This is a genomic window from Allosediminivita pacifica (assembly GCF_003054175.1).
GTDB lineage: Bacteria > Pseudomonadota > Alphaproteobacteria > Rhodobacterales > Rhodobacteraceae > Allosediminivita > Allosediminivita pacifica.
Genome location: NZ_QBKN01000005.1, coordinates 91,655 through 104,516 on the forward strand (window position 1 = coordinate 91,655; position 12,862 = coordinate 104,516).

A 12,862-nucleotide genomic window follows, 5' to 3' on the forward strand; every position below is an offset into this window, starting at 1 on the left:
GCCTTAGCTGGCGCGGCGCTCCTCAAAGCTTAGCGCGATGAACTCGGGCATGTGATCACCCATGCCCACCACGTTGTTGTCGCGCTTGCCGCCACCGGAGTTCCCGCGCGAGCGGCCGCCGCGGTTGGGCTTGTTGGACTGCGGGGCCTCGCTGCGCTGTTCGGCGGCCGCCTGCTGGGGCTGCGCCTGTTCGGGCGCGGACTCGGGGGCTTCCTTGGCCGGCTCCTGCGTCGCCGGTGCCACGTCGGCCGCTGCCGGCTTCTCTGCCTCCGCTGCCTTCTCTGGGGCTGTCGTCTTGTCGGAGACCGCAGCCTTGTCGGCCTTGCGAGGGCGACGGGTCCGGGTGCGCTTGGGCTTTTCGCTCGCGGCGGGGGCGGCGGTATCGTCTTCGGCAGCCGCAGGTGCGGCGGGCGCGGATTTCACGGTGCTCTCGACGCGCGGGATTTCCTTCTGGATCAGCTTTTCCACGTCCTCGAAGTTCTTCTCGTCCTTCGGCACGACGATGGTAAAGGCACGCCCGTCACGGCCCGCGCGACCCGTCCGGCCGATGCGGTGCACGTAGTCCTCGGCGTGGCTTGGTACGTCGAAGTTGAACACGTGGCTCACCGAAGGGACGTCCAGACCGCGCGCCGCCACGTCCGAGGCGATCAACAGCCGGATGGAGCCTTCGCGGAACCCGTCAAGCGTGCGCGTGCGCTGCGACTGGTCGAGATCGCCGTGGATCGGCGCCGCATCCAGCCCGTATTTCTTGAGCGACTTCGCCACGATGTCCACGTCGACCTTGCGGTTGCAGAAGACGATCGCGTTGGTGCAGGCGTCGCCCTCGGACTCGATCAGCTCGCGCAGGACCCGGCGCTTTTCGCTGCCTTCGCGGTCACGCCGCGAGGGTTTGAAGAAGACGGCCTTCTGGTCGATGGTCTCGGAGGCCGTGGCCTGCCGCGCAACCTCGATCCGCTCGGGGGCCGAAAGGAAGGTGTTGGTGATGCGCTCGATCTCGGACGCCATGGTGGCCGAGAAGAACAGCGTCTGACGGGTAAAGGGCGTGAGGCTGAAGATCCGCTCGATGTCGGGGATGAACCCCATGTCGAGCATGCGGTCGGCCTCGTCGACCACCATGATCTCGATGCCGGTCAGCAGCAGTTTGCCGCGCTCGAAATGGTCGAGAAGGCGGCCCGGCGTCGCGATCAGGACGTCGACGCCCTTGTCGATCAGCTGGTCCTGCTCCTTGAAGGAGACGCCGCCGATCAGAAGCGCCTTGGTCAGCTTCACGTGCTTGGCGTAGGTGTCGAAGTTCTCGGCCACCTGCGCGGCGAGTTCCCGTGTCGGGCAGAGCACCAGCGACCGGGGCATCCGCGCCCGGGCCCGACCGCGGGCCAGCTTGGTGATCATGGGCAGCGTGAAGCTTGCCGTCTTGCCGGTGCCCGTCTGGGCGATGCCAAGGACGTCCTTGCCAGCAAGGGCGGGCGGAATCGCACCCGCCTGAATGGGTGTGGGGGTCTCGTAGCCAGCCTCTTCGACGGCTTTGAGAACCTTGGGGTTCAGGTCAAGATCTGAGAATTTTGTCATATGTGTCCGTGTTTGCGGACACTTACCTGGCCCGCGCGTCGCATGATGGGGAAAAGGCCGTATTGGCCCGGCATCTCTTATTATCGCCTGCTCATCCCTTGCCGCGTTCTTTACGGAAAAAAGCCACATGCGTCAATCGGATGAGATGTGTCGGAACGCCGGGACCCCAGAAGGGTTCCAGCGGCGGTAAGACATCTTAGATGGGGCGTGGTCTCAGGCGAGCCCCTCGGGCTCCATCGGGGCGGCGCCGCGTTCCTTGCTTTGCCGCATTGCACCGAGACGCGCAAGCACCGTCCGTCGGTCCGCGACCAGCATCTCGAGCAGGTGATGGGCCAGCGGGGCGATGACCGGATCACGTTCCGCCTCGCGCCAGAGACGGCCCAGCATCTCCACGTCGAGCCCGCCCGGCCGCAGCGCGGCGGCATCCATCTTCAGCGGCAGCGGCCCGTCGGCCTTGGTGTCCAGGCCAAAGGGTTCGTCCGCCCGGCGGCCGCTGTAGAGGCGCTCGCTCTCGTAGAGCTTCATGGTACCGAAGAGCGCGGAGAGCGCCAGCCCGACCGAACGCTGAGCCGGTGTTTCGCCGTGGTCGCCGAAAGTGGTCGCGCTGCTGACCAGCCATCGGGGATCGAGCCTGACAAGGAGGTGTCCGCCGTACGTGGCCCAGAGCCTGAGGAAGAGGCCCGGCGCCTGTCCAGGCCAGCTTCGCTTGCGCAGGTGCGCGATCAGCAGCCCGTTGAGAAAGCAAAGCTCCGTCTGCCCCTCGAATTCGTCCCGCAGCGCAAACCGCTTGCGATGATAGCTGGACCGGAAGGGGGGCGCCTCGGTCGGGTCCTGCGCCGGGTCGCCCACGATCCGCCCGGCAAGCGGTGCGAGCGTGACCTCGGCCTCCGGCAGCCCTTCGCCCGGCGCATACCCGTAGGCGTCGCGCCGGTTTTCCATCTGCGCCAGAAGGGCGTTCATGCCGCCAGGATAGGTTGGCTCTCGGGTCATCCCGGGCAGCATGGCGCCAAACGGTCGGGCCCGCAATCGTCGTGCAAACGGGCAGGGGCACAACGCCGCCTTGCTCTGGCAGGGCCTCCCGTGAAAGGCTTCTCCAGCCATGTTATAAACAAAGGGAAGGGGGTGCGGAATGATCAAGGCCCTGGTCGTGGAGAAGGACGAGGAGACCGGCAAGACATCTGCCGCGGTTCAGGAGATCGCCGAAAGCGACCTGCCCGAGGGCGATGTCACCGTCGCGGTCGAGTATTCTACCGTCAACTACAAGGACGGGCTCTGCATCGGCCCCGGCGGCGGGCTGGTGCGCAAGTACCCCCACGTGCCCGGCATCGACTTCGCTGGCACCGTCGAAAGCTCCGACGACGACCGCTACAAGCCCGGCGACAAGGTCGTCTTGACCGGCTGGCGGGTGGGCGAGGCCCACTGGGGCGGCTATGCGGAAAAGGCCCGCGTCAGGGCCGACTGGCTGGTGCCGCTGCCCGAGGGGCTGACCACGCGCCAGGCGATGGCCGTAGGGACCGCGGGCTTCACCGCGACGCTGGCCGTCATGGCGCTCGAGGATCACGGGCTTTCCCCCGACAAGGGCGAAGTGCTGGTTACCGGCGCCGCCGGCGGGGTAGGCTCCGTGGCGACCGCGCTGCTGTCCAACCTCGGCTACGAGGTCGCCGCCGTCACCGGTCGCCCCGAGCAGGAGGACTACCTCAAGGGCCTCGGCGCGGCCCGCATCGTGCCCCGGGACGAGATCAACGAGACCACCAAGCGCCCGCTCGAAAGCGAGACCTGGGCCGGCTGCGTCGACGCGGTGGGCGGCGCCATGCTGGCCCGCGTGCTGGGCCAGCTGAAATACGGCGGCTCCGTCGCCGCCGTGGGCCTTGCCGGCGGGGCGAACCTGCCCGCGACCGTGGTGCCCTTCCTGCTGCGCGGCGTGAATCTCCTGGGCATCGACAGCGTCATGCAGCCCTTCGAGAACCGCCAACGGGCATGGAAGCGCGTTGCCTCCGACCTGCCGCTCGACCTGCTCGAAGGGATGGTCCAGCCCGCCACGCTCGAGGACCTGCCCCGGCTTGGCGCGGAAATTCTGAACGGTCAGGTGCGCGGGCGGGTCGTCGTAGAGGTTAACGCCTGATTTATTTCGGAACGAGGGTGGCAGTTTCGGCGTTTCTCCGCCACTTTACTGTTGTGCAGGACGCCTCAGAAGCGCCGCGCAGCAGTTTCGCGCGTTTGGCCGGGCGCATGCAGGCCGGCCCCTTGTGACGCGTGGAATCGCCACGAAAACATAGTTTCGCTGCCCGGCGCCCCGGCCCTGAGGGGCACGACCGACCGGCGCATCGCACGGAACGCAACCGAGAGGGAAAGGAAGCCCATGACCGATACCACGTCGTCCGATGATGGTTTGGACATCCCGTCGCCAGACGGTGCGGTCAACACCATCGATACTGACTACGAGGTAGGCCAGGACAACATTCAACCGAAGTTCGGCCCGCTTACCTTCGACATTCACAACCCCGTATTTCTCATCTCGTCGCTGACCACCGTTGCCTTCGTGCTTGTCACGCTGATCTTCCAGGATCAGGCCTCGGCGGTGTTCAACTGGCTCTTCACTTTCGTCACGACGACCTTTGACGGGGTCTTCCTGATGGCGGCCAACGTCTTCGTCCTCTTCTGCCTGTTCCTGATCGTCAGCCCCTGGGGCAAGGTCCGTCTCGGCGGCACCGACGCCAAGCCCGACTTCGGCTACCTGTCCTGGTTCGCGATGCTTTTCGCCGCCGGCATGGGCATCGGCCTGATGTTCTTCGGCGTGCTCGAACCCGTCTACCACATGCAGGTCTCCGGCCCGCTCGGCCTTGAGGGCCCGCTGAACGAAGACGGCTCCGTCAACCAGGATCTGGTGCAGGCGGCCCGCGCGGGCGGTCTCGCGGCGACGATCTTCCATTGGGGTCTGCACCCCTGGGCGATCTACGCGGTCGTGGCGCTCGCGCTCGCGCTCTTCACCTACAACAAGCAGCTTCCGCTCTCGATCCGCTCGGCGTTCTACCCGCTGATGGGCGATCGCGTCTGGGGCTGGCCCGGGCACATCATCGACATCATCGCGGTTTTCGCGACGCTGTTCGGCCTGACCACCTCGCTCGGTCTCGGGGCGCAGCAGGCCTCTTCGGGGCTGCACTACGTCTTCGGCCTGCCTGACGGGCTCAACACGCAGATCATCGTCATCATCGGCGTGACCTCGGTGGCGCTGATCTCGGTCGTGCGCGGCATCGACGGCGGGGTGAAGCTCCTGTCGAACATCAACATGTGCTTCGCCTTCATCCTGCTGATGTTCGTCTTCCTCGCCGGTCCGACGCTCCAGATCCTCAGCGACTTCTGGCTGGGCCTGTCGAACTACGTGATGGACGTCGTGCCGCTGTCGAACCCCTTCGGCCGTGAAGACGACAGCTTCCGCGAAGGCTGGACCTCGTTCTACTGGGCCTGGTGGATCAGCTGGTCGCCCTTCGTCGGCATGTTCATCGCCCGCGTCAGCCGTGGCCGTACCGTGCGCGAGTTCATCACCTGCGTGATGCTCATTCCCACGCTCGTCTCGGTCTTCTGGATGGCCACCTTCGGCGGCACCGCGATCACCCAGGTTCTCGCCATGGGCAGCGAAAGCGGCGTCTACGAGAACGTGATCGGCAGCTACAACGACTCGATCGCCATGTTCGCGATGTTCGGGGACATGCCGCTGACGATGATCACCTCCTCGCTGGGCATCATCCTGGTGCTGGTGTTCTTCATCACCTCCTCGGACTCCGGCTCGCTCGTGATCGACACGATCACCGCGGGCGGCAAGACCGAGGCGCCCACCGCGCAGCGCGTCTTCTGGGCGACGACCGAGGGCATCGTGGCGATCGTGCTGCTCATTGGCGGCGGTCTCACCGCACTGCAGGCCATGGTGAATGCCACCGGCATCATCTTCACCTTCGTGCTGCTGTTCCTCTGCTGGGCGACCCTGCAGGGCCTGCGGTCGGAACCGCGCGGGTAAGCGAAACTGCATGACCAACTTCGGGCGCCCCGTGGGGCGCCCTTTTTCTTTGCAAGGGCACTCGCCTTTCGCCGCCGCGCTTCCTAGCCTGTCCAAAACCGACGGGGCAGGGACATGCGCACGGGGCTTCTCTTCACGAACCGCGACTACCGCCTGCTCCTGTCGGCAAGCGCCGCCTCGAACCTCGCCGACGGCATCTCCATGGTCGCCCTGCCGTGGTTCGCCACGCTGCTCACGCAGGATCCGCTTCTGATCGCCTCGGTCGCCACCGCGCAGCGCCTGCCGTGGCTGCTCTTCGCGCTGCCGGCAGGGTGATGACCGATCGGTCCGACCGGCGGCTCCTGATGGTGCGCGCCGATCTCGTCCGCGTTGCGCTCATGGCCTGCATCCTCGGCATGATCCTCTCACGCCCGGATCTTCCCGCCGGGCAGGTCGGTCCCGGGCCGATCCTGTCGCTCATCGCCATGGCCTTCCTCTTCGGCGCGGCCGAACTCATCCGCGACAACGCCGCCCAGACCATCCTGCCCGCGCTCGTCGCGCCCGGCGATCTGGAACGCGCCAACGGCCAGATATGGAGCGCCGAGCAGGTCGCGGGCCAGTTTGCAGGCCCGCCGCTTGCGGGCCTGCTGATCGCGGCGGGCATCGCGCTGCCCTTCGGCCTCGACGCCTCGGTCTACGCGCTGTCTGCCGCGCTGGTCTGGCTCATCGCGCTGCCGCCGCGCCTTCCCGCCGAAAGCCCCCGCTTCTGGGCCGCCCTGCGCGAAGGGCTGGCATGGATGCGCGCCAATCCGCAGCTCCTCCGGCTTGCCGTCATGCTGGGCGTCATCAACGCGGTCTTCGTGGGCGGCATGACCATCCTCGTGCTCTACGCGCAGGAGATCCTCGACCTCTCCGCCACCGGCTACGGTCTGCTGCTCACCGTCGGGGCAGGGGGCGGCGTTCTGGGTGGGCTGCTCGCGCCGTGGGTCGCCCGCCACATCGGCATGCGCGCCAGCCTGCTTGCGGCACTCACCTGCTTCGTGCTCGTGCATTTGCTGCTCGGCCTCGGCGCCTCGGTCACACTCACCGGTCTCGCGCTCTTTCTGGAGGCGGCGGCGGGCATGCTCTGGAACGTGGTCACCGTCAGCTACCGCCAGCGGCTCATTCCCGACGCGCTGCTGGGGCGCGTGAATTCCGTCTACCGCTTCTTCGGCTGGGGCGCGATGCCCTTCGGCGCGCTGGGCGCGGGCGCGCTCGTGACCCTGCTGGAGGCACCCCTAGGCCGCGCGGCGGCACTGCACGCGCCCTACCTCCTCGGCGCACTCGCCTGCCTCGGCCTGCTCCTCTACGCGCGCCTCCGCCTGCGCTTCGACTGACCGACCCACGGCTTTTTCATCACCGCCCCCTTGCCGGACCCGCCCCGATGGGCTTCCTTCCGCGGCACGCAGACAGGAGACCGCCATGCACTTCGACACCGACTGGGTCCGCGACCAGTTTCCGGCCTTCAACGAACCGAGCCTCGCGGGACAGGCCTTTTTCGAAAATGCCGGCGGCTCCTATACCTGCACCCAGGTGATCGAGCGGCTGACCCGCTATTACCACGCCCGCAAGGTGCAGCCCTACGGCGCCTATCCCGCCTCGCAGGCGGCGGGCGCCGAGATGGACGAGGCCCGCACCGGCCTCGCCCGCCACCTCGGGGTCGACACCGACGAGGTCAGCTTCGGACCCTCGACCACCGCCAACACCTACGTGCTGGCACAGGCCTTCCGGAAGTTCATGTCCCCGGGCGAGGCCATCGTCGTCACCGACCAGGACCACGAGGCCAACTCCGGCCCGTGGCGCCGCCTCGCCGAGGACGGCATCGAGATCCGCGAATGGCGCGTCGACCCCGCCACCGGGCACCTCGATCCTGCCGATCTCGACAAGCTTCTGGACGAACGCGTGCGGCTGGTCTGCTTCCCGCACTGCTCCAACATCGTGGGCGAGCTCAACCCGGTGACCGAGATCACCGCCGCGGCCCACGCCGCCGGGGCCTTCGTCTGCGTCGACGGGGTCAGCTACGCGCCCCACGGGCTGCCGGACGTGGGCGCGCTCGGCCCCGACATCTACCTTTTCTCCGCCTACAAGACCTACGGTCCCCACCAAGGCATCATGGTGATCCGCCGCGCGCTGGGCGAGGCGCTGCCCAACCAGGCGCACTGGTTCAACGCCGACACGCTCTACAAGCGCTTCACCCCCGCCGGTCCCGACCACGCGCAGGTCGCCGCCTGCGCCGGCATGGTCGACTACCTCGACGCGCTGGCCAGCCACCACGGCAAGGCCCCGAACGAGGCATCCAAGTTGATGCGCGACCGGGAGGTCGAACTCCTGCAACCTCTGCTCGACGCGCTGTCGAACCGCAACCGCGTGCGCCTGCTCGGTCCCTCGGAGGCCATCCGCCGCGCGCCCACGGTCTCGGTCGCGCTCGACCGGCCGGGGTTCGAGGTCGCCCAGCAACTGGCCGAACACGGCATCATGGCCGGGGGCGGGCACTTCTACGCGGTCCGCGCGCTCAAGGCGATGGGCGTCGATCCCGACCGCGGCGTGCTGCGGCTCTCGTTCACGCACTACACCTCGAAGGCCGAGATCGACCAGCTCATCAAGGCGCTCGACGCGGTGCTGTGACCGCGCGCCGTTGACCTTCGCCACGGCGCGCTAAGCTCTGCCTTCACCACGCAAGGAGAGCCCGATGCCCGACTCCGCCCCGACCCTCGTCTGGTTCCGCCGCGACCTGCGGCTCAGCGATCACGCCGCCCTCGACGCGGCGGTCAAGCGGGGCGGTCCCGTCATCCCGGTCTTCATCCGCGACCGCGCCGTCGATGCGCTGGGCACCGCGCCGCAATGGCGGCTGGGCCTCGGCGTCGGCCACCACGCCGAGGCGCTCAAGGACAAGGGCTCGCGGCTCATCCTGCGCTCGGGCGCCGCGCTGCCCGAACTGCGCCGCCTGATCGAGGAAACCGGCGCCCGCGCCGTCTACTGGATGCGCGCCTACGACCCGCTCAGCATCGAGCGCGACAGCGAGATCAAGTCCGCGCTCAAGGACGACGGCATCAAGGTCGAAAGCTTCCCCGGCCACGTCCTGTTCGAGCCGTGGACGGTCGAGACCAAGACCGGCGGCTACTACAAGGTCTACACGCCCTTTTGGCGCGCGGTGAAGGACCGCGAGGTGCCCGAACCGCTCTCCGCCCCCTCGCGCATTCCCACCCCCGAAAGCTGGCCCGACAGCGAAACGCTCGACGACTGGAAGCTGGGGCAGGGCATGGACCGCGGTGCCGACATCGTGCGCCCCTTCGTGCGCCTCGGCGAAAGCGCCGCGCAGTCCCGCCTCGGCGCCTTCACCGGCTCCAAGCTCGAGGACTACCCCGACCTGCGGGACCTGCCCGCCAGGGACGGCACCTCGAACCTGTCGGAAAACCTCAGCCTCGGGGAAATCAGCCCTGCCCAGTGCTGGCACGCCGCCCGCCGCGCCGAACAGCCCGGAAGCTGGGCCGCCTCGAAATTCCAGCAGGAGGTCGTCTGGCGCGACTTCGCCTACCACCTCATGTGGCACACCCCGCAGCTTCTCGAGCAAAACTGGCGCAGCGAATGGGACGCCTTCCCCTGGAACGAGGACGAGCGCCGCAAAGAGGTCATCGCCTGGAAACAGGGCCGCACCGGCATCCCCTTCGTCGATGCGGGGATGCGCGAGATGTATGTCACCGGCCGCATGCACAACCGCGCCCGCATGGTCGTGGCAAGCTACCTGACCAAGCACCTCATGTGCCACTGGCGCATCGGCCAGAAGTGGTTCGAGGATTGCCTGATCGACTGGGACCCGGCCAACAACGCCATGGGCTGGCAATGGTCGGCGGGCTCCGGCCCCGACGCGACGCCCTACTTCCGCGTCTTCAACCCGGTCACGCAGCTCGACCGCTTCGACGGCAACCGCGCCTACACCGACCGCTGGATCGCCGAGGGCAAATCCAACCCGTCGGACGACGCGCTCGCCTACTTCAAGGCGATCCCCCGCAGCTGGACCATCGCGCCGGACGACACCTATCCCGATCCGGTGGTCGACGCCGCCGAGGGCCGCAAACGCGCGCTCGACGCCTACGAGAACCGCGATTTCTGAGGGCTCAGGTGGCCATGCCGCCCATGTTGCGCATGTCGACCCAGCCGACCTCGCCGCGCGGCCCGTATTGGATTCGGCACCAGGCGGCATCCGCCGCGCAGGTCTGGATCCGCCCGCCCTCGGACGGCGCGATCGTCCCCGTGGTCACCGAGCCGCTTGGCTCCGACAGGACCGGCTGCGCCGTGCCCGAGACATTCACGTAGGTCACGTCCGTCGAATACCGCATTCGCCAGTCGCGGTCGGCGGCGATCTCCGGCAGGACCGTCACCGCGTCGCTCTGTTCCGCGGGGCTTTGTGGCGCCCTGCCGAAGGGGTTGAGCGTTCCGATGGACTCGCTGCTGCCGCAGCCCGCAAGCAGGCACAGCGCGCCCGTTCTCATCCAGTTCCGTCCGCGCATGCCGCTCTCCCTCTCGCCGGCCTCACCCTGTCGTTACCAGAAAACACCAGAGAGCGCGGATTCCCAATCCCAAAAGCTTGCCTGCGCCGCGTGGCGGCATAGAGTCAGCCCGCCGTTAACGAAAGAACAAGGGGTGGGTTGGGGATGATTTACACGGACACGAAGGGCCAGAAGGATCTGCCCCGCTACTTTGGCCAGGTCTTCGCGATGGCCTGTGACATGGCCCACGGCCGTCTCGACTTCGTCCTGCCCGACGGCCGGTGCTTTCGCGCCGAGGGCCGCGCCCCCGGTCCCGTGGCCGAACTGCACATCCACAACCCCGACATCTTTGCCCGCCTCATCCGCGAGGGCGACCTTGGCTTCTGCGAGGCCTACATGGACGGCTGGTGGTCGACGCCCGACCTCATGGCCTTCATGGACCTCGTGCACGCCGACAACGACGAAATCTACGACGGCTTCCCCGGCCAGGGCCTGCTGCGCGCCTACGAGAAAGCTCGCTTCTGGCTCCAGTCCAACTCGCGCCGCCAGGCCAAGAAGAACATCGCCCACCACTACGATCTCGGCAACGAATTCTACGGCCTCTGGCTGGACGACACGATGACCTATTCCTCGGCGCTCTTCGAGACCGGGCAGGAGGACCTCGAAAAGGCGCAGATCGCGAAATACGCCTCGATGGTGGACCAGATGGGCGCCAAGCCCGGTGACCACGTGCTCGAGATCGGCTGTGGCTGGGGCGGCTTCGCCGAATACGCCGCGAAGGAACGCGGGCTTCAAGTCACCGGCCTCACCATCTCGCAGGAACAGTTCAACTACGCTCAGGAGCGCATCGCCAAGGCCGGCCTGCAGGACCGCGTGACCTTCAAGCTGCAGGACTACCGCGACGAACAGGGCACCTACGACGGCATCGCCAGTATCGAGATGTTCGAGGCCGTGGGCGAACGCTACTGGCCCGCCTACTTCCGCACCGTGCGCGACCGCCTCAAGCCCGGCGCGCAGGCCACGCTGCAGATCATCACCGTCCAGCACCGTCGGTGGGAGATCTACCGGCGGGGCGTCGACTTCATCCAGAAATACATCTTCCCCGGCGGAATGCTGCCCAGCCCCGTGGTCCTGCGGCAGGAGATCGAGAAGGCGGGCCTGCAGACCCTGCGCTCCATCGAGTTCGGCGAAAGCTACTCCCAGACCCTGCGCCGCTGGCACGAGACCTTCAACGACAAGTGGGATGCTGTCTCGGCGCTGGGCTTCGACGACCGATTCCGCCGCATGTGGAACTTCTACCTGACCGCCTGCGCCGCCACCTTCCACCGCGGCAACTGCGACGTGACCCAGATCACCATCTCGCGCCCCGCCGCCTGACACGCCAAGACACCGGGCCGTCGGTCCGGTTGCCCCGGAGGCCTCCCCTGACCGACATCTTCCTCTACGGCACGCTGCGCCACCTGCCGCTGCTCGCCTGCGTGCTTGGCCGCGACACCGCCGCGCTCGACCTGACCCCTGCCACGCTTCCGGGCTATGCCACGCATTGGGCAAAGGGCGAATCCTTCCCGCTTCTCACGGGGGGCGAGGGCGCCCCGGGCCTGTTGATCCGGGGCCTCGACAACGACGACGTGTCGCGGCTCACCTTCTACGAGGCGATCTTCGGCTACACCCCGCAGGAGATGACCGTTGCCACGATGACCGACACTCACTCGACGCTGGTCTTCCGGGCACCCGACACCGGCCTCGTGCCCGGCGACCCCTTCGATCTCGACGACTGGGCCGCGCTCTGGGGCGACATCAGCCTAACGGCCGCAGGCGATGCCATGGCCCGTTTCGGCAAGGTCGCTCCGGCCCATCTGCGCCCCGTGATGCCCTTCCTGCGCGCCCGCGGCTGGAGCCACCGGCTTGCCCGCGACACCGCGCCCCAGACCCTGCGCAGCACCATGACCACCGCCGACGTGGACCTGCAGGGCCGCCCGCGCCGCTACGACGGGTTCTTCCGCATGGAGGGGCTCGACCTGCGTCACCGCCGTTTTGACGGCAGCTGGAGCCCCCGTGTCGAGCGCGAGGGGTTCGTGGCCTTCGATGCCGCCCTCGTGCTGCCCTACGACCCAGAAAACGACCTCGTGCTGGTCATCGAACAGATGCGCTACGGTCCGCTCCTGCGCCATGACGATGCGCCGTGGGTGTTGGAGCCCATCGCGGGCCTCATCGATGCGGGCGAGAACCCCGCCGATTGCGCTCGGCGAGAGGCCGAGGAGGAAGCCGGCATCACCCTCGGCGATCTGCGCCCGATGACGAAGGTTTACGCCTCGCCGGGCTACTCGTCCGAGTTCTTCCACTGCTTCCTGGGCCTGTGCGACCTGTCCCGTTTCGACACCGGCATCGGCGGGCTCGACGAAGAGAACGAGGACATCCGCTCCCACGTCATCCCGCTCGCCCGCGCCATGGAGCTCATCGCCACGGGCGAGATCAACGCCGCACCCCTCGCCATGATGCTGCTCTGGGTGCAGGCCCACCGGGACGAGCTGCGCGCCGGTCCCTGAGGTCCGCGCCACCCCGGAGCTTCTTCTTGGCACAAATATTCCGGGGTCCGGGGCAGAGCCCCGGTCCGCCGCCCGCCACCTGTCATTCCCGCCGGCGCGATGCGCTCCGACACCGCCGGGCGCATCGGACCGCCCGCTCAGAACTGCACACGCGTTCCCGTGACCGGCACCGGCTTGAGTTCGCCCGCCTGCGGCAATACACCATCCCAACACGCATCTCTCAGGGGGCACTC

General features: G+C 67.7%; 11 protein-coding genes. 8 read left to right on the forward strand and 3 right to left on the reverse strand.

Annotated elements, in window-relative coordinates; all coding sequences use genetic code 11:
* Positions 1-3: 3 nt before the first annotated feature.
* Positions 4-1,566, reverse strand: coding sequence for a DEAD/DEAH box helicase (locus C8N44_RS05370; protein WP_107975151.1), 1,563 nt, complete (start codon positions 1,564-1,566; stop codon positions 4-6).
* A 213-nt stretch (positions 1,567-1,779) separates the two neighbouring features.
* The gene (locus tag C8N44_RS05375) at positions 1,780-2,556 is read right to left on the reverse strand and encodes a PDZ domain-containing protein (RefSeq protein WP_158274008.1); all 777 of its coding nucleotides are present in this window, start codon (positions 2,554-2,556) and stop codon (positions 1,780-1,782) included.
* Positions 2,557-2,695: 139 nt separating this feature from the next.
* Between C8N44_RS05375 and acuI the strand changes: the two genes are divergently transcribed.
* From acuI to C8N44_RS05400, 6 genes are all read left to right on the forward strand, one after another.
* Positions 2,696-3,688 carry an acrylyl-CoA reductase (NADPH) gene (gene acuI, locus C8N44_RS05380; protein WP_107975153.1) on the forward strand — a complete coding sequence of 331 codons (993 nt, stop codon included), beginning with the start codon at positions 2,696-2,698 and terminating at the stop codon, positions 3,686-3,688.
* 237 nt (positions 3,689-3,925) lie between these two features.
* The gene (locus C8N44_RS05385) at positions 3,926-5,578 is read left to right on the forward strand and encodes a BCCT family transporter (RefSeq protein WP_107975154.1); all 1,653 of its coding nucleotides are present in this window, start codon (positions 3,926-3,928) and stop codon (positions 5,576-5,578) included.
* Positions 5,579-5,692: 114 nt separating this feature from the next.
* A complete protein-coding gene (locus C8N44_RS24100) occupies positions 5,693-5,893 on the forward strand; it encodes a hypothetical protein (protein WP_308421207.1) in 201 nt (66 codons plus the stop codon).
* Positions 5,893-6,933, forward strand: a complete 1,041-nt coding sequence (locus tag C8N44_RS05390) for an MFS transporter (protein ID WP_308421208.1) — start codon at positions 5,893-5,895, stop codon at positions 6,931-6,933. The genes C8N44_RS24100 and C8N44_RS05390 overlap by 1 nt, the downstream gene beginning before the upstream one ends.
* A gap of 85 nt (positions 6,934-7,018) precedes the next feature.
* On the forward strand, positions 7,019-8,221 hold the full coding sequence (locus C8N44_RS05395) for an aminotransferase class V-fold PLP-dependent enzyme (RefSeq protein WP_107975155.1): 1,203 nt from the start codon (positions 7,019-7,021) through the stop codon (positions 8,219-8,221).
* Between the two features lie 64 nt (positions 8,222-8,285).
* The gene (locus C8N44_RS05400; RefSeq protein WP_107975156.1) at positions 8,286-9,707 is read left to right on the forward strand and encodes a cryptochrome/photolyase family protein; all 1,422 of its coding nucleotides are present in this window, start codon (positions 8,286-8,288) and stop codon (positions 9,705-9,707) included.
* Positions 9,708-9,711: 4 nt separating this feature from the next.
* Here the strand turns inward: C8N44_RS05400 and C8N44_RS05405 are convergent, their stop codons facing one another.
* The gene (locus tag C8N44_RS05405; RefSeq protein WP_107975157.1) at positions 9,712-10,104 is read right to left on the reverse strand and encodes a hypothetical protein; all 393 of its coding nucleotides are present in this window, start codon (positions 10,102-10,104) and stop codon (positions 9,712-9,714) included.
* A 144-nt stretch (positions 10,105-10,248) separates the two neighbouring features.
* On the opposite strand from C8N44_RS05405, the gene C8N44_RS05410 reads away from it, so the two are divergent.
* Both C8N44_RS05410 and C8N44_RS05415 read left to right on the forward strand, forming a co-directional pair.
* Entirely contained in the window at positions 10,249-11,460 is a 1,212-nt protein-coding gene (locus tag C8N44_RS05410; RefSeq protein WP_107975158.1) for an SAM-dependent methyltransferase, read from the forward strand.
* A 29-nt stretch (positions 11,461-11,489) separates the two neighbouring features.
* Complete coding sequence (locus C8N44_RS05415; RefSeq protein ID WP_244640995.1) at positions 11,490-12,629, forward strand: NUDIX domain-containing protein; 1,140 nt, start codon at positions 11,490-11,492, stop codon at positions 12,627-12,629.
* Positions 12,630-12,862: the final 233 nt, after the last annotated feature.